The organism is Acerihabitans sp. TG2 (genome assembly GCF_035013185.1).
Taxonomy (GTDB): Bacteria; Pseudomonadota; Gammaproteobacteria; order Enterobacterales; family Enterobacteriaceae; genus Acerihabitans.
In genome coordinates this window covers 103,010-120,408 of record NZ_JAYGJO010000001.1, presented here as the reverse complement: position 1 = coordinate 120,408, position 17,399 = coordinate 103,010, and the positions used below count along the sequence as shown (strand labels likewise).

Annotated in this window: 18 protein-coding genes and 1 pseudogene; 12 read left to right on the top strand and 7 right to left on the bottom strand. The window is 52.8% G+C overall.

Translation table 11 applies throughout. The features are described 5' to 3' along the window. The first annotated feature begins 18 nt into the window (after positions 1-18). The 9 genes from ptsI to SJI19_RS00510 all read left to right on the top strand — a co-directional run bounded on the left by ptsI (position 19) and on the right by SJI19_RS00510 (position 8,957). Positions 19-1,746, top strand: coding sequence for a phosphoenolpyruvate-protein phosphotransferase PtsI (ptsI, locus tag SJI19_RS00550; protein WP_323476311.1), 1,728 nt, complete (start codon positions 19-21; stop codon positions 1,744-1,746). Between the two features lie 41 nt (positions 1,747-1,787). Further along, the gene (gene crr, locus SJI19_RS00545; RefSeq protein ID WP_323476310.1) at positions 1,788-2,297 is read left to right on the top strand and encodes a PTS glucose transporter subunit IIA; all 510 of its coding nucleotides are present in this window, start codon (positions 1,788-1,790) and stop codon (positions 2,295-2,297) included. 1,213 nt (positions 2,298-3,510) lie between these two features. Further along, positions 3,511-3,810: a hypothetical protein gene (locus SJI19_RS00540; RefSeq protein WP_323476309.1), complete on the top strand. Its 300-nt coding sequence runs from the start codon at positions 3,511-3,513 to the stop codon at positions 3,808-3,810. Further along, entirely contained in the window at positions 3,807-4,001 is a 195-nt protein-coding gene (locus tag SJI19_RS00535) for a hypothetical protein (protein ID WP_323476308.1), read from the top strand. The genes SJI19_RS00540 and SJI19_RS00535 overlap by 4 nt, the downstream gene beginning before the upstream one ends. Beyond that, positions 3,991-4,404 carry a TetR family transcriptional regulator gene (locus tag SJI19_RS00530; protein WP_323476307.1) on the top strand — a complete coding sequence of 138 codons (414 nt, stop codon included), beginning with the start codon at positions 3,991-3,993 and terminating at the stop codon, positions 4,402-4,404. The genes SJI19_RS00535 and SJI19_RS00530 overlap by 11 nt, the downstream gene beginning before the upstream one ends. Positions 4,405-5,132: 728 nt before the next feature. After that, entirely contained in the window at positions 5,133-6,035 is a 903-nt protein-coding gene (locus SJI19_RS00525) for a PRC-barrel domain-containing protein (RefSeq protein ID WP_323476306.1), read from the top strand. Positions 6,036-6,253: 218 nt separating this feature from the next. Beyond that, positions 6,254-6,766: a hypothetical protein gene (locus SJI19_RS00520; protein WP_323476305.1), complete on the top strand. Its 513-nt coding sequence runs from the start codon at positions 6,254-6,256 to the stop codon at positions 6,764-6,766. 41 nt (positions 6,767-6,807) lie between these two features. After that, a complete protein-coding gene (locus tag SJI19_RS00515; protein WP_323476304.1) occupies positions 6,808-7,308 on the top strand; it encodes a fatty acid desaturase in 501 nt (166 codons plus the stop codon). 311 nt (positions 7,309-7,619) lie between these two features. After that, positions 7,620-8,957: a DUF2254 domain-containing protein gene (locus SJI19_RS00510; protein WP_323476303.1), complete on the top strand. Its 1,338-nt coding sequence runs from the start codon at positions 7,620-7,622 to the stop codon at positions 8,955-8,957. Between the two features lie 120 nt (positions 8,958-9,077). Here the strand turns inward: SJI19_RS00510 and SJI19_RS00505 are convergent, their stop codons facing one another. The 4 genes from SJI19_RS00505 to SJI19_RS00490 form a co-directional block, all read right to left on the bottom strand. Continuing rightward, positions 9,078-9,947, bottom strand: coding sequence for a YihY/virulence factor BrkB family protein (locus SJI19_RS00505; RefSeq protein ID WP_323476302.1), 870 nt, complete (start codon positions 9,945-9,947; stop codon positions 9,078-9,080). 40 nt (positions 9,948-9,987) lie between these two features. Further along, complete coding sequence (locus tag SJI19_RS00500) at positions 9,988-10,170, bottom strand: hypothetical protein (RefSeq protein WP_323476301.1); 183 nt, start codon at positions 10,168-10,170, stop codon at positions 9,988-9,990. 179 nt (positions 10,171-10,349) lie between these two features. Next, the gene (locus tag SJI19_RS00495) at positions 10,350-11,489 is read right to left on the bottom strand and encodes an IS3 family transposase (protein ID WP_323476300.1); all 1,140 of its coding nucleotides are present in this window, start codon (positions 11,487-11,489) and stop codon (positions 10,350-10,352) included. Between the two features lie 85 nt (positions 11,490-11,574). Then, positions 11,575-12,312, bottom strand: coding sequence for a Crp/Fnr family transcriptional regulator (locus SJI19_RS00490; protein ID WP_323476299.1), 738 nt, complete (start codon positions 12,310-12,312; stop codon positions 11,575-11,577). A 244-nt stretch (positions 12,313-12,556) separates the two neighbouring features. On the opposite strand from SJI19_RS00490, the pseudogene SJI19_RS00485 reads away from it, so the two are divergent. From SJI19_RS00485 to SJI19_RS00475, 3 genes and pseudogenes are all read left to right on the top strand, one after another. After that, positions 12,557-12,930, top strand: a pseudogene (locus SJI19_RS00485) (IS1 family transposase); the annotation flags it as partial. A 136-nt stretch (positions 12,931-13,066) separates the two neighbouring features. Further along, positions 13,067-13,405: a hypothetical protein gene (locus tag SJI19_RS00480; protein ID WP_323476298.1), complete on the top strand. Its 339-nt coding sequence runs from the start codon at positions 13,067-13,069 to the stop codon at positions 13,403-13,405. A 414-nt stretch (positions 13,406-13,819) separates the two neighbouring features. After that, positions 13,820-13,978, top strand: coding sequence for a hypothetical protein (locus tag SJI19_RS00475; RefSeq protein WP_323476297.1), 159 nt, complete (start codon positions 13,820-13,822; stop codon positions 13,976-13,978). A gap of 39 nt (positions 13,979-14,017) precedes the next feature. Here the strand turns inward: SJI19_RS00475 and SJI19_RS00470 are convergent, their stop codons facing one another. The 3 genes from SJI19_RS00470 to cysM form a co-directional block, all read right to left on the bottom strand. Continuing rightward, on the bottom strand, positions 14,018-15,340 hold the full coding sequence (locus SJI19_RS00470; protein ID WP_323476296.1) for an ATP-binding protein: 1,323 nt from the start codon (positions 15,338-15,340) through the stop codon (positions 14,018-14,020). After that, positions 15,340-16,020: a response regulator transcription factor gene (locus tag SJI19_RS00465; RefSeq protein WP_323476295.1), complete on the bottom strand. Its 681-nt coding sequence runs from the start codon at positions 16,018-16,020 to the stop codon at positions 15,340-15,342. The genes SJI19_RS00470 and SJI19_RS00465 overlap by 1 nt, the downstream gene beginning before the upstream one ends. A 114-nt stretch (positions 16,021-16,134) precedes the next feature. Further along, positions 16,135-17,019: a cysteine synthase CysM gene (cysM, locus tag SJI19_RS00460; RefSeq protein ID WP_323476294.1), complete on the bottom strand. Its 885-nt coding sequence runs from the start codon at positions 17,017-17,019 to the stop codon at positions 16,135-16,137. Positions 17,020-17,399: the final 380 nt, after the last annotated feature.

Genomic DNA, 17,399 nt, shown 5'->3' with positions numbered 1-17,399 from the left:
AGTAAGTAAGGTAGGGTTATGATTTCAGGCATTTTAGCATCACCAGGCATCGCCTTTGGTAAGGCACTCTTACTCAAGGAAGATGACATCGTCATCAACCGGAAAAAGATCTCTGCTAACCAAGTCGAGCAGGAAACAGAGCGTTTTCTTGCTGGAAGAACCAAAGCATCCGCGCAGCTGGAAACGATAAAAACCAAAGCTGGCGAAACCTTCGGTGAAGAAAAGGAAGCGATCTTCGAAGGTCATATCATGTTATTGGAAGACGAAGAGCTTGAGCAGGATATCATAGCCCTCATCAAAGAAGATCTCTCCTCAGCTGACGCCGCAGTTTACAGTGTCATTGAGACCCAAGCCAAAGCGCTGGAAGAACTTGATGACGAATATCTAAAAGAGCGTGCCACCGATGTGCGCGACATTGGGAAACGGTTGCTGCGAAATATCCTAGGCATGCCGATTATTGACTTAAGCTCTATCACTGAAGAAGTGATTCTGGTCGCTGCAGATTTAACCCCATCGGAAACCGCACAGCTTAATCTCGATAAAGTATTGGGTTTCGTCACCGACTTGGGCGGTAGGACCTCGCATACGTCCATTATGGCCCGCTCCCTTGAGCTTCCGGCTATTGTTGGCACCGGAAGCGTGACCAAAAATGTGGTGAATGGCGATTATTTAATTCTCGATGCCGTAAATAATCAAATTTATGTCAATCCCACGCCGGCGCAAATCGAAGAACTCAAAGCACTGTACAATCAGTATGTGCAAGAAAAAACCGAACTGGCCAAACTGAAGGATTTGCCCGCCATTACCCTGGATGGCCATCAGGTGGAAGTGTGTGCCAACATCGGCACCGTGCGTGACGTGGCTGGTGCTGAGCGCAATGGCGCCGAAGGCGTCGGTCTATACCGCACCGAATTCCTGTTTATGGACCGCGACTCGTTACCCAGCGAGGAAGAACAGTTCCAGGCGTATAAAGCGGTGGCCGAATCTCTGACTACCGGCTCGATTATCGTACGCACCATGGACATTGGTGGCGATAAAGACCTCCCGTATATGAATTTACCAAAAGAGGACAACCCATTCCTCGGCTGGCGCGCCATCCGTATCGGACTGGATCGTAAAGAGATGCTCTACGCTCAGCTTCGCGCGATTCTGCGGGCTTCAGCCTTTGGCAAATTACGCATCATGTATCCAATGATCATTTCAGTGGAGGAAGTGCGCGAACTTAAAACAATACTGGAATTGCTCAAAGGCCAACTGCGTGAAGAGGATAAAGCCTTTGATGAGTCGATTGAAGTGGGCGTCATGGTGGAAACACCTGCTGCGGCGACCATTGCTCATCATCTGGCCAAAGAAGTTGATTTTTTCAGTATTGGGACAAACGACTTAACCCAGTATACTCTGGCAGTGGATCGCGGTAACGAGTTAATCTCGCATCTTTATAATCCCATGTCCCCGGCCGTGCTGACATTAATCAAGCAAGTTATTGATGCATCTCACGCGGAAGGTAAATGGACCGGTATGTGTGGCGAGCTGGCAGGTGATGAACGTGCTACACTATTGTTATTAGGGATGGGGCTGGATGAGTTCAGTATGAGTTCTATCTCTATCCCGCGCATCAAAAAAATCATTAGAAACACTAATTTTGGCGATGCAAAGGCATTAGCAGAAGAAGCTTTAGCGCAACCCACTGCGGACGAGCTGATGAATTTGATAAACAAGTTCATTGAAGAAAAAACGCTCTGCTGATTTCACTACGCCGACCCGATATAAATGCTTAGGAGAAGATCATGGGTTTGTTCGATAAATTAAAATCTCTGGTTTCCGATGATAAGAAGGACTCGGGAAGCATCGAGATTGTTGCACCCCTATCAGGTGAAATTGTTAACATTGAAGACGTACCTGATGTTGTTTTCGCTGAAAAAATCGTGGGCGATGGCATAGCAATAAAACCCAGCGGCAATAAAATGGTCGCACCAGTGGACGGTACCATTGGTAAAATTTTTGAAACTAATCATGCTTTTTCCATTGAATCCGACAGCGGCATTGAGCTGTTTGTCCATTTTGGTATCGATACGGTCGAGCTGAAAGGTGAAGGATTTAAACGTATTGCACAGGAAGGCCAGCAGGTTAAAAAAGGTGATGTCATCATTGAGTTTGATCTGGCATTATTGGAAGAGAAAGCAAAATCGACATTGACCCCGGTTGTGATCTCCAATATGGATGAGATTAAAGAGCTGATCAAGCTTTCGGGCAGCGTTGTGGTGGGTGAAACACCGATTATTCGTATCAAGAAATAAAACACGCCCAGGGCAATCTTCCGGGTGTATATCGGGAAAACGTCTAACGAAGCCCCCACCATTGGTGGGGGCTTTTTTTTGGTGCGCCGGGCATGGCGCGTTGCGCTTTAGCGCAACCGGGTTGGCTGTGGTGATCAAACTGGTGACTTGGAGGTGAAAGTCCTCTACACACCCGGCAAGGGGAAGTGTTAGCCGAACGGCAAGGGTGCCCACTGCGAGGTGGGATCTGAAGGAAGCCGAAGGCAAAATGCTGGCCTGACGAACAGGAAGCGGATTAGGCGGCGCAGCGGGGTAAGGTGGCCAATATCATCAAAGCCCAATACTTGCACGGAACGCTGTGACGTAGATCCGACAGGCATAAGCAGGAAGGTCGCGCGAATTACCCCGGAAGATCTACTGTTCTGCCATGTGCTACTGACATCGTGAGGTGTCAGGATGGGGCAGTAGAAGTCAGCCGAGGCCGTAGTAATGGTGTAAAACCGGCATCATGAAGGGCCGAACCTGTCACGAGCGGCAAGTCACACATGCTCTCGAGTTAACGGAACACAAAGCAATGTATAACCATTGCGCCGACAAATGAACCGGAAGGGTCGGAAACCTGGATGGTGCTTGCGGTGTTCATAACGCTAACCGGCGACACGATGCACGAAACAGACTCATGCGAAGAGAAAAGATTTCAATGCAGACAGGAACCGCCGTATACGGAACCGTACGTACGGTAGTGTGAGAGGACGGCGGGAGTAATCCCGCCGCCTACTCGATCTGGGTTTCCACGATAGAGCACAAAACAGGGAAAGGGCGCGTAGAGTACCTCGTCCCTGAGTTAACTCTGAGCGCGCTTGAAACCTTGGCAAAATATTCAGTGACTATCAGAAAGGAGCTAGATCAAGAGATCCGGCTTCTAGCAAAAATTACCAATCCAGATGACCCCGCTGAACACCTGCTCCTGCTGGAAAAGGCGCGAAGGGACTCGAAAAAGCTGTTCCTCGGACGGCATACTCCGGGCGGTAAACTTCAGGATCAATATGTTGAGGCCCTTAGCGGGCAGGCATCCAATTATGCATTTGATCGGTTAGCCAAAGCTGCTGGGAGCACTTGGCCACTGAGAACGCACCAATGCAGACGAACTTATGCTCGATGCTTTGTAGAGTCCCGTATGGGCCGCACCTCATTGATATATCTAAAATGGCAGTTCAAACATAGCAGCATGAGCATGACTCAGCTCTATGCATCGAATCCGCAACAAGATCTAAGCCTTTTCGAAGAAATCTTCCAGCAAATGACCGAATTCAAAATCGACCTGATCGAGTCATGGCTCGACGATCAGCCATTGGCTGGCGGGGCGGGCGAAAAGATCGTGGAGATGCGGACTATCCCGATCAAAGACAGGGCCGCTCTACTTGCCCAAACGGCCCCACATGCCAACATTCGTGCTACTGGCCACAGCTGGTGCATTGCGACGGAGCGGGGCTATACGAAGCCACACTCTGCCCAGGATGCAAAAGCTCGGTGATTGATGAGTTTTTCGCTGGCACGTGGCAGGACATTTACAGCCAACAGCAGAAGCTGATCAAAATCGTGGATGCAGGCCCTGCTGTAAGGCAGCGAGCAGAGCGCGACATGCAGGTCGCACTTGATGTGATCACAAGCTTAGGTCTATCTCCCATCAATGACGATACCGGCGAGGCTGGGCATGGCGATTAAGCCGACTGAGGGGCAGGCCCCTGGCCGTTCGCGGTCAAAAACACTAGATGCCCTTGATAAAGTCATTGATGGCCTTGTTGTAGGTAACGAGAAGATTTCCATCGCGTCGGTTGCCCGAGCAGCAGGCGTTACACCTGGCCTCATTCACAACACGTACCCAGCGGTGGCGGAGAGAATTCGCACTCTCACGGGCAAGTCAGTGCGCGCCCAACGTTATTCGAAGCCTCAGGCGCCGATGAATGAGAAAGAAAAGACCGGGGCGCTTCGCGCCGGAAATGACCAATTAGTGGTCGAGCTTGCCCAGATAGTATCCGTGAACCAACGTCTGTTTTTCGAGTTGACTAAGTTGAAAGCAATTTCCAGCGGAAAAGTTGCTGCTTTGAGTCCGAAAGCACGCGAGTAGGCGCTATTGGCATTCGGCCGTCCAAAGCCGATCGAGCCTAGTTGTGTCGCAGGGACCGAGTATCTCGCACTTCAACCCCAATCAGGGGCACCGGGACACGAACCGGTCGCACCGTGCGCCGACCCCATTTCGCAGTGGTGAACACAGCCACCACCGGTATGTGCGTTAGCAGACAGACTGATCGTATCGAGGAGCTTAGTTTAGGAACATCACAGCACGAGGATAATTTGGCGAAATCCAGCGCGACGGATTTCGAAATATGTACCGTCGATGAGCCCTAAAAATTACTTGTGCTGACGTTCCGAGATTCCGCACATGGCCTCCAGCGCCTACCCGTACTTGCGAGGAAAAATATTATGTCGATTCATTACGTAAAATCAGTCCAACCTCCAAGAGATCTACGCAAAACAGGCTCCCCAGGGAAAGTCTCGAAAAAATCGGCTTACTCAATCATGTCCGGCAATTCAACAGCATCGATATTTCAACGCGGTACAACTCGTGATGCAAGATTAAAAAGTATCTATGGCGTGTTACCGCCAATGCATTTTTGGCTTGGGTGTCGGCGTTGTTCTGATAGAAACCATCAGTTTTATAGCAAAGCTAAATAATAAGTTCCGAGTTCGTTCTGGTTCAGTGAAATTCCGGCGTTTGGGTGAAAAATTGCTCGTCCGCAACAGCTATATATTCGACCCGCTTACTCGGGTCATAAGTCAACAGGAAGACATACCATGAAACGCGACAAGCAAACAAAAATAATGACACGCGCAGCGCTTGCCACTTCGCTGACGGCGTTATTTTGCTTTGGCTTCGCCGCTCCGCTTATGGCGGCACCATCGCCTGAAACCGCTGCGGTATACAAGTCGTCTTCTGACACAAAATCCGCTACCAACAGGCAGTCGGCGGAGAAATGCTTGAGCGATCTGCGCGCCTTCGACAGTCAGATGCAAAAGGACGGTTACTGGATACACGGATCCGTCTACGGATATGGGTATCCAATGTACGGCTACGGCTACCGTGGGGTGGTGCCGGTTGGCGGCGTCACCACCACTCAGCCAGGAGCAACTTACTGGAGGGCACGACCGGGCTACGAGGTTCGTACGATGATTGCCTCCACCAACATTCTGGCTCAGCGCGGCGATCAGAAGGGTTGTGAGGTGTTACTTAGTGCGACGCGCGATATTTACAAGAGCTACTCTGCCGATTTGCGCAAAGGTGGAGCGGCGAGGGCCGACGTTCCAAGTTGGCGGCTTCAGCAGATTGCAGACGCGCAGCCAGTAACCGGAGGGGACACTGCCTTCCGCTCCGATCAATTGGTCGGCACCGGCGTGGTCAACCCGCAAGGCGAAGACCTTGGCAGTGTCGACGATATCGTTATGAGTCCGCAGACAGGCAAGATCGCTTACCTGGTGATTGGCAGAGGGGGCGTATTTGGCTTCGGTGAGAAATACGTTCCGGTGCCTTGGGATCACTTCAAGACGACTACCGGCGCCAACCTGCTCGTGTTGAGCACTACCAAAAGCAATTTGGACGCCGCTCCACTCGTGAAAGAACACCGGTTCTCCCCACTTGATGACTTTGGCCAGCAGAGTGAAAAGGTGGATGACTACTGGAAGGCGCACCTGTCGAAGTGAACTCGATAGACATCACTTAATGTGTCACGCGTCATCGAGTCCACTGCGGCCGGGGAGCAGTTGCAATTCCATATTCGACTTCCTGCGGCGGGCCTCGATGATCTATCTCTGCGTAACCGGTGTGTACGTTGCCATACCGACAACCCACGCACGTCCAGCTTAGGATTCAGTTTGAGCATAAGCTGCGTTCCGCGGCCGCCGTAAAAAGGAAAAGCTCTATGAGAACATTCATCACGCTCGCGCTTGTGCTACTGTGGCCCGTCAACGCCTGGTCGCAATCCTCCAACAGCCCTATCCCCGATTTCACTGCGACTGCGCTGACAGGGGAAAAAGTCAGCGCTGCCCAATTAATCGGCCAGTCGACAATCTTGATCGTCACGCCGAGTACTGACGCGGCAAAGAGCACCCGCTTGTGGGCCGAAGCCCTGCGCAAGAACATCGACCAGACTCGGGTGCGTATCAGAGACGTGCTCGCTATCGACCTGCCGTTCTTCATGAGCGAGAAAGACGCAATTGGCAGGGCCAAGGAAAAGATCCCGACGCGCTACCACGACCAGACTTGGATCTTGAGCGAGTCGAGCCTTGAGAGCGCTTTGAACATCCCGCACGACAGTGCCAAGGCATTCGTGTTCGTGCTCGACGCAAAGGGCGCGGTCATCGCGCGCGTCGAAGGCGAACCGGACGACGCCAAAATCATCGAGGTGGAAAAAGCGGTCCGCTCGAACCAGTAGTGCGGCGTCCGCACGCCGTCTTGATTACATCGAGGATTTCCATGGATACGACTGAACTTCTGACCACACTGCACGACGGTCTCTTCGACTGGCTCATGCACGGACTTGGCGGGTTCATCGGCTGGCAGATCGTCACCTATACGCTTGTGACAACGCACATCACTATCGCCGCCGTCACGATCTTTCTGCACCGCAGCCAAGCGCATCGCTCAGTCGAGCTGCGACCTGTGGCTTCACATTTTTTCAGGTGCTGGCTCTGGCTCACTACCGGCATCGTGACACGTGAATGGGTTGCGGTGCATAGGAAGCACCACGCCGCCTGCGAAACTCACGAAGATCCGCACAGCCCTCAGACCCGCGGCATCTCGGTCGTGCTGCTGCGCGGCACTTGTCGAACTGTTGCGATTGCGTGCGCACGGATACTCAGTCGAGCTTGCAAACCTCCGCAGCGCGCGGCACTGGCTGCGCCGGGACGCGCGTCATATTCCGACCGGCCAGCAGCAGCAGGCGTCAAGCGCGATTCAACAAAGCCAGGTACTTAACAAACTGGTCAAGATGCGAGAACAACTGAGGCGGCTGTGGACGCCATCGGGTGAGTCCGGCGAACAGCTTGTGGCTCATCTGCAGGCTTGACTAAAGAACGCCGAGGCAAGCGGTAGCGAGACGCTCCACGAGTTCGCGGCGATGCTGCGGGCGGTCCGCATGTGAGACCCCATTCCTCTGTAAGCAAGACCTGGAATGATGTATCAGGACGAACAGCTAGCTTCGGTTCGAAAACTTAAACTGTAGAGAGGGCTCGTTCAGCGCTTGTTTGGGTGCTCAGTCCAAGGTTGACGAGTTGAAGTGAGGCGTCGTGCAAACATTGCTGCAAAAGTACTGGTATCGCCTGAGATCCAGTTTATGGTTCGTGCCAACGATCATGACCTGCCTGGCCGTGGCAATGGCCTTGAGCGCCGTAGCTCTCGACAGGACCGTGACCAACGACTGGCTACAGATATTGGGCCTGAGTTATTCGGGTGGTGCCGAAGGTGCAAGTCTGCTTCTGGGGACCGTGGCAGGGTCAATGATTGCCATCGCCGGGACGGTGTTCTCGATGACACTGGTGGCGCTTTCGCTTGCCTCGTCCCAGTTGGGCCCGCGCCTGCTGCGTAACTTCATGCGTGACACCGCCAACCAAGTGGTGCTGGGCACGTTCGTGGCCACGTTTTTGTACTGCCTGATCGTGCTACGCACCATCCGGCGCGCCGACGAAGTGGCATTCGTGCCTCATCTCTCCATCAGCATCGGTGTATTGCTGGCGATTGTCAGCGTTGGCGTGCTGATTTATTTCATCCACCACATCTCGGTCTCGATACAGGCGGATCAGGTCGTAGCTCGGGTTGGCCAGGAGCTCGATGACGGTATCGACAGGTTGTTTCCCGATAACCTTGGTGACTCTGGACCCGAAGCCTCAAGAGCGCCAGACGAAGCCTGCTTGCCAGCCCAGTTCGCACGCGAAGGCTACACTGTGGGCGCCCTTCAGGACGGCTATATCCAGATGATCGATGCTGACGCGCTGATGGCGTTGGCCAGCAAAGAAGATCTGCTGCTTCGGCTGGAGCGCCGACCTGGGCACTACCTCGCCAAGGGCAGGGCGATGGTTATGGTCTGGCCCAAGGATCGTGTCACTGAAACCCTTGCGGGTAAATTGAACGCCTCCTTCGTGTTGGGCAACCAGCGCAGTGCCGTCCAAGATATGGAGTTTTCTCTTCAGCAGTTGGTCGAGATTGCCTTGCGGGCGTTGTCACCGGGTATCAACGACCCGTTTACGGCGGTAGCCTGCGTAGATCGGCTGGAATCTGCCCTGTGCAGCCTCGCGCGACGTGAGATGCCATCCCCTTATCGATTCGATGGTCACGGGCAACTGCGCCTTGTAGCAACGGGAGCCACTTTTGCCGGCATCGTGGATACCGCCTTCAACCAGATCAGGCAAAGCGCTCGATCTAACCCGGCCGTGGCAATCCGCATGCTCGATGCCATCGCCCAGATCGCTGGCCATGTGAACTCTGCGCAGCAGGCGACATGTCTCCAGCGCCACGCCGACATGATCGTGAAAGGGGCGCGAGAAGCTGTGCCGGAAGCGGACGATGTACTCGCTGTCGAGGTGCACTTCACCGAGGCGATGCTTGCTCTGCGTATTTTCGGCAGTTGATGTGTCGCTACCAATGCAACGATGCGTCTCGCCACCAATGGATCACCGTGGGCCAGGTAGCCGCTGTTGCTGCTGATTAGCCCGCACAGGAGACGTTAGCATAAACGGCGTTGGCAGCGATCAGTCGATGGCTTTTCGGGATCCGAATGTCCGAGTGTAGACGCAGGTGAACTCTGCGCCGACCAGCAGGATCTGCGCTGAAAAGTATACCCAGAGCAGTACCACTACTAACGAGCCAGCCGCTCCAAAGCCCGACGCTACATCGCTGCGGCCGATGTAAGCGCCGATCACCACCTTGCCGCCGGTGAAGAGCAAAGCCGCCAGCAATGCGCCGAGCCACACATCGGACGCTAGGACACGCTGGCGCGGCATAACCTTGTAGATCAGGCCGAAGACGAGCGCCACTAGCATGAAGCCGCCGAGCGCGTCGCCGGCCTCCACCACCGTCTGCCAGTCGCCAAGCACCGGCTCCAGTTGGCGGCCCACGGCAGCCAGCAGCGCACTGGTGACCAGCGACAAGATCAGCAGGAAGCCCAACGCAAGGACCATTCCGAACGCCATCACGCGTGCGCGTACGACCGAGAACCAGCCTTTCTTGCGCAGCTCCTCAGGCACTCGCCAAATCCGGTCGAGCGCGTTCTGCAGTTCGGCAAAAACGCTGGTGGCGCCAACGAACAACAGCACCAACCCCACAGCGGTGGCTGTCAGGCCCTCGGAGGGCTCGCGTACGCTAACCAGCAGGCTCTGCACTGCGCCCGCGCTGCGTTCACCCATCAGGTTCTGCAACTGCACCTGGATCTCACCGCGAGCAGCGTCTTCACCGAATAGCAGCCCAGCCATCGAGATCACAACCAGCAGCATCGGTGCAAGCGAGAATATGGTGTAGTAGGCCAGCGCGGCGCCCATGCTTGGCACGTAGTCGTCGAGCCAAGCGGTCGCTACCTGCTTGGTCAGCTGCCACCATGCGGCGGGCCGGCCGGAAAGCGTCACAGGCGGTCGGTATTGAGTAAAATTTCAGTGGTATTCATATCTATTCCTTCGCGGTTGTCTGCGAGCTGGTGGTAGTCGTGGTGGTGGTGGCAACCGATTTCGAAGGATTCACACCAGCGATGTAGGTCGCGACCGGCAAGCGCTCCTCTGGCCGGAACGGTGGCGGATGCAAATCAAATACATCCTGCCCCAGTTGCGTGAGCGGGTCTGTACGACAGCACACACTCGACAGTACACCCGCGCGTTTTTATACACTCTTGGCCGATTACTGCCTTGCCCAATGGGCCGGTATCGACCCAGGCTGTGTGAAAACACTGAAAGCATTCCGAGAACTGATCGTTGCTATGTCAACAACACTGACTAATGACCGGTTTGGGGGTGCGGACAATTTCTTGGACTGGTTTATATTGTGATTCCTAGTTTTTGCCGATATTTCACCGGACTCATTGCACCCAACGACAGTTTGATACGTCGTTCGTTATACCACCGGATGTAGGTGTCCACTCCCTGCATAAAGTCTTCCAGCGTGGTCCCGGACCAGTCTCGACCATAGTACATTTCATTCTTGAGACGTCCGAAGAAGCCTTCGCAAGTGGCATTATCGGGCGAACATCCCTTACGTGACATTGAGCGGACCAGGCCCGCCGCCCGGATACGGCCAAGCCAGCCCGGCCAGCGGTAATGCCCACCTCTATCGCTGTGTATGACTGGCCTGTGATCACCGGTAAGCGTACTGATGGCTCCATCGAGCATGCTATTGACCAACTGCGCGTCAGACCGCGTTCCGATGGACCAACTCACCACTTTGCCGTCAAAGCAGTCGAGCACGGGTGATAGATAGACCTTCCCTGCCGGATGCTGGAACTCCGTGATATTCGTCAGCCATTTTTCGTTTGGAGAACGTGCATTAAAATTTCTGGCGAGCAAATTTTCAGGTGCGGGGTCGATTTCACCGCAGTAGGAACTGTAACGGCGACAACGACGTGGACTGACAACGAGCTGCTCCTCTGCCATCAGCCTGCGAACGACCTTTTCTGAGATGAATGTCTCGTTCTGACGTAGTGTGGCATGGATACGGCGGTAGCCATAGCAGTGGTAATTTTTATGGAATATCTCTGTTATGATGGCGCGAGTGTTCGCGTATTTATCGCTTAGGTTCAGGCCTGCTTTGTGATAGAAGTAGCAGTTGCGTGCAAGTTGTATGACATTGAGCAGTTCTGCCAGTGGGTAAGTCTCTTTCAGGGCATCAACGACCCTCGTCTTCTCCCTGTTTTTCAGGGTCATAACGTTGATGCCCAGGTCTTTTTTTATCAGTTCACCGGCTTTCGTAAGGATGTCGCGCTCCAGTTGTAAGCGTCGTATCTGCTGTTTAAGCTGAGCGACCTCATCGAGCAGAGAATCACGTTCATCTTCTGTAGGGGGCTCATTACGTTTGCGCATGTGTTGATATGCCTCATTACCGAGGAGTTCATCCTTCCATTTATACAACACCTGTCGGCTGTAGAGCTTAACGGCCCGAATACGATCTTCATACGAGTACATGAACTATCTCCAAAGTAGTCCAAATTTTTGTCCGCACCCCCTCTACTGTAATGGCATTCCGTGAACAAGGGAGATGCGCGGATATTTACTTTTCTTTTGGTAAAAGATAAGGGAGAAGTCGTTTAGTTTCTTTTTTCACTACGGCGTAACATTCACAGCTCAATGATTCCAGTTTCTGCCGGTCTAATACTGTAATATGACCGCGGCTATAATCAATCACACCAAGCTTTTGTAATTTTCCAGCTGCTTCTGTCACCCCTTCCCGCCGCACACCCAGCATATTGGCGATAAGCTCCTGTGTCATGGTGAGGTGATTATTGGGTAACCGGTCAAGAGATAATAATAGCCAACGGCATAATTGCTGATCGATCGTATGGTGCCGATTGCACACCGCTGTCTGTGCCATTTGGGTAATTAACGCTTGAGTATAGCGGAGCATTAACTCCAGTAGTTTACCATGACGATTAAATTCATCATTTAACATCGTACCTTTAAGACGGAAAGCATAACCTGCACTTTGTACGATGGCTCGACTGGAGGTGCTTTCGCCACCCATAAATAACGCTATGCCAATAAGTCCCTCATTACCCACGACCGATATTTCTGCTGAAGCTCCATTCTCCATCACATACAACAGCGAGACGATCGCATCAACTGGAAAATACACATATCCCAGTTTATCGCCTGCCTCGTACATCACTTGTCCCAACTGTAATGCAATCAGCTCCATAAAAGGAAATAGGCGAGTTTTTACCTCATCAGGTAAAGCTGCTAAAAGATGATTTCTTAATGGTGAAACAGGTGTATCTCTTGTGTTAGTCATATCTTACGGGCTCATTGGAATTAACAATTAATAGTCTTAATAGGGGGGCTGTCGCTCTATGGAACAAAAGCTCACAATAAGAAATATATTCCTATCTCCAACGTAAGAAAATCTGCAAAGATTCTCTCCATATATAGTAGTATATAGATATTTCTTGCGGCCCCTTAATCGTACATTTTTTTCGGTTATGTATTCAATTCGATGATTATCAAGTAAAATCCTCACATTTATCTGAGAGGCTTTGATGGCCACGGTTGATGTGAAATGCCCATTTTGTGAGCAGATAGCGCTGGTTAAAAAGCACGGTCTAGGAAGTACTGGGCATCAGCGCTAGCGCTGCCAGCCCTTCTGCCGAAGCTTCCAACTGGAGTACGAATACCGCGCTTGTCTCCCTAGAATGAAGGAGAAAATTGTCGACCTTGCTATGAACAATGCCGGTATCCGCGATACTGCTCGAGCAAGGCATATCCGCATTAATGCGGTGGTGCGCACACTAAAAAACTTTCGCCACGCTGTGTAACCCCGCGTCCTCTGGCTAATCTGCAAATCCAGCTCATCTATGCAGTCGATGAAATGTGGTCATTTGTGGTTAACAAAAAGCAGCAGCACCCCCGGTGGGCCATAATTACATTAGTAGCGACACTTATTTTTAACAGCTGTGGATTTCGTCATGGATCACCTCCGTAAATGAGTTTACCTCACTTAACAGCGTGTCCGTCAATTTGTCCGCGAGGGAAAGTACTGCCGCGTAGAGGTGACCAAGCCTGAGCGTTACCAGTACGGCGCATGGCGGGCCGTTATTACCTTGAGTGCGGACATTCTTTCTCAGGCGAGGCCGGAAGTGATGACAGGACTGCGCTTTCCGAAGCTGCCGCACCGGCTCATTATCGCCGATCGAAAAGAGAAATACGGCTGTGCAGCTGCAGCCAATGAGGGCGAGTTTGAGCCCGGTTTTGCCTTCATCAATGGCATAAGCGAGCTTGACGTCTACTCCTACGGTGAGGCTGAGGATTTTAATCCGACCAGCCTGCGTGAGGTGGCCGCCGCGCTTTCTGAGATCGCTGATGAGCGTCTGCGACCGTACGTGGTCTAGTACCGGCTATTCCTTCCTGAAGGCCACCTCTGTGGCCTTTTTCTTGGTGCGCCGGGCATGGCGCGTTGCGCTTTAGCGCAACCGAGTTGGCTGTGGTGGTCAAACTGGTGACTTGGAGGTGAAAGTCCTCTACACACCCGGCAAGGGGAAGTGTTAGCCGAACGGCAAGGGTGCCCACTGCGAGGTGGGATCTGAAGGAAGCCGAAGGCAAAATGCTGGCCTGACGAACAGGAAGCGGATTAGGCGGCGCAGCGGGCTGAGAGGACGGCGGGAGTAATCCCGCCTCCTACTCGATTTTATGGTCCAACGTGATTCGGGTGATTGAGTGCGGCCAACGCACCTGCAGCTTGAAAGATGACGGGGTGCCCCCTATAGATTTCGAGTTGCAGGAAGGCGGCAAACGAGAGAACCCCGATGAGCTTACTCAAAAAAGTGATTCGGGTGATTGAGTGCGGCCAACGCACCTGCAGCTTGAAAGATGACGCGGTGCCCCCTATAGATTTCGAGTTGCAGGAAGGCGGCAAACGAGAGAACCCCGATGAGCTTACTCAAAAAAGTGATTCGGGTGATTGAGTGCGGCCAACGCACCTGCAGCTTGAAAGATGACGGGGGCTACTTGCTCCAGTGAGGAATACGAATACTAATCACCAACCCCCCGTGGATACCATTATGCGCCGCTACCTGTCCGCCATGTGCCAATGCGACTTTTCGTGTGATCGCCAGCCCCAGGCCATATCCTTTGCCGTTTAGCGGTCCGTTTACCCGCACAAAAGGATCAAAGATACTGGAGAGTTTTTTTTCCTCAACGCCGGGCCCTTGATCGGCTACGGTGATATCCAACAGGTTATCCACTCGGGAAAGGGTGACATGAACCCTTTGCCCCTGGGTAGAAAAACGCAGCGCATTGCGTACGATATTTTCCACCCCCCGTCGCATCATTTCTGCATTCCCCTTAACGGTATAGTCGTCCTGAGGATGAGAGTTAAGCTGAATTTCTACACCGGGTACCTGGGCTTCATAGCGAGCGTCATTGACCACCGCCTCCACCAACCCGTGTAAATCGAAATAGTCTTCACCTGGCGAGCCTTGATGCTCTGCACGCGACAGCGCCAGTAATTCACCGATCATCCGGTCTAAGCGTCCCGTTTCATGCTCGATGCGGTCGAGAGACGCAGAAACGTTTTTCGGATTTTGATTCGCTAAGCCGATAGCCAGTTGCAACCGCGCGAGCGGTGAGCGTAGCTCATGGGATACGTCGTGCAGCAACGCTTCCCGGTCGCTGACCAGCACTTGCAAGCGTTCGGCCATGGCATCGAAATCCTTGGCTACATCAGCGATCTCATCATGGCGACGGCGCATCATAGGGAACAGTCGCACACTCAAATCACCACGGGATACCCGTTCAAACGCACGACGCATTTGCAACATTGGTCGCGTCAGGTTCCAGGCCAGCAACATGCTAAATAACAGCCCACCAACCAGTCCCATCCAAAATAATGGCGCAGGCATATGCAAAATGTTACTACGCCGACCTTGATGATAGCTATTTCGCAAACCGTCAATATCGTAGCGCAACATATAACGCTGTCCGTCGAGGGCGCTGATTTGTCGAATGACCTCATCGGTTCCAAGAGGGTTGATAACGGGTGTTGACTTATCTTGAGCAGCTAACGGGGTTATCGAGAGATACCTACGCTCATTGGCTGGCCAGGCTGCCTGTAACGACGCGAGGGCCGGTAAGCCAAAAGTCGTCACAACCGAACTGGCGGAATCCACCTGTAAGTTGGCGATACGCCGGGCAATACTGTCTTCCGGTGGCTCGTGCTCGGGGCCATACTGGGAAAAGACCACCCACAGCAGTTGGGTCATCAACAGGAAAATCAGCCAAAATCCAAACAGGATTTTCCAGAATAAGCGACCGCGAAGGTTGGTCATTAGCGGATCCGGTAACCAATGCTGCGGACGGTTTCAATACTCAAATTGCTGCCGGCCAGAACAGCGATCTTCTGTCGGATATTGCTGATATGCACATCCACACTACGATCATAGGGTTCACGGTGCCGCCCCAACCCCTTCTCCGACAAATCATCTTTGGAAACGACACGATCCGGGGTGCGCATCAACAGCTCAAGCAAATTAAATTCAGAAGCGGTCAGATCAAAGGATATGCCCTGCCACTGGCTGCTACGGGTAGCCGGATTTAAGGCTAAATCACCGTAGCACACGGTGTCCTGCTCGCCCTGCTCATCTCGCTGTTCATCAAAACGGCGCATGACGGCGCGTAAACGTGCCACGAGTTCTCGGGGATAACAGGGTTTGGGCATATAATCATCTGCACCCATTTCCAACCCGATCACCCGATCAATATTATCGCCTTTGGCGGTTAGCATGATGATAGGGATACGACTGCTTTTACGTACCTGACGCAGCACTTCCGTACCGCTCATATCCGGCAGCATGATATCAAGCACCATGGCGGTATACTCACCGGATAACGCGCCGGTAACGCCTTCGTTTCCCGTCAAGACCAGCGAGGTGGCAAAACCCTCACCGGTGAGGTATTCACTCAGCATTTTGCCCAATTCACGATCGTCATCAACCAATAAAATCTTCATTATGTTTTCCATGTGCGACGGTAATACAATAACTGGCATCAGCATGGCATAAAATCGCAACGACTTCCCACTATAACTCCCGATACCAAGTTGGTTTAGCATCTTGGGCGTTGATCAACCATCAAACACGCCAGTAGAAAGATAACGATCGCCGCGATCGCAAATAATCGCGACAATTAAGCTGCCAGGATCCCGGAGCGCTAACCGCAGCGCGCCGGCCACTGCGCCACCTGAACTGACCCCGCAAAATAGGCCCTCCTCGCGCGCGAGTTGCCGCATGGTTTGTTCCGCATCATGCTGATTGATGTCCATAATCTCATCGACGACTTCGGGTCGAAAAATACCCGGTAAATATGCCGCTGGCCAGCGGCGGATTCCGGGGATCGCGCTGCCCTCTTCTGGCTGTAGCCCGATGACGCGCACATCGCCACGTTGGCTTTTTAAATATTGGCCGACGCCGGTAATGGTACCGGTGGTACCCATACTTGAGACAAAATGGGTGATGGCTCCCGCTGTTTGTTGCCAAATTTCCGGACCGGTGGTGGAAAAATGGGCATACACATTATCGGGATTGTTAAACTGATCCAATACCCTCCCCTCGCCGGCGGCCGCCATTTCCCGCGCGCGATCGCGCGCGCCTTCCATACCCTGTTCCCGGCTCACCAGCACCAGTTCAGCGCCATAAGCACGCATGGACGCCTGACGCTCCATGCTCATGTTATCAGGCATTAGCAGTCGCAGCCGATAGCCTTTGATGGCGGCAATCATCGCTAGCGCGATACCGGTGTTGCCGCTGGTGGCTTCGATTAACCGGTCGCCGGGGGTAATTTCACCACGCAACTCCGCCTGTTGGAACATCGCGAGCGCCGCACGGTCTTTGACCGAACCCGCCGGATTATTGCCTTCAAGCTTAACCCAGATTTGACTACCGCTATCCGCGCCCAGACGATTGAGTTTTACCAGGGGGGTATTGCCTATACAATGCTCGAGCGTTGTCACTTAACAGTTCCAAATTAATCGGGCGCGGCCTCTGCCCGGTTGAGGTGTTATGGTGGTAAAGCCATAATGTGGAATAATTCGCAACCACATCCAATAGACGATAATAACAAAAAATCCATTTAAACAAACGCGCTTAGTGCCAGACCGCAGCGAGGTGTTGGGTGTGATAGCGGACAGCCAGTGGATAGAAACATGATTTATGCAGGATTTAAGCATGGAAAATAAGACCTGTGTCACTGGCATCCCTTCATGTCACCCCCAACGCTACTGGGTATGGCATTGAATGACGTTACAGATGTAGCGTAATTAACATTGCTGGAGTATGGATAACACTGAAGCCGAAGTACTCATTGAGCGAAACAGTTGGTTTATCATCAAAA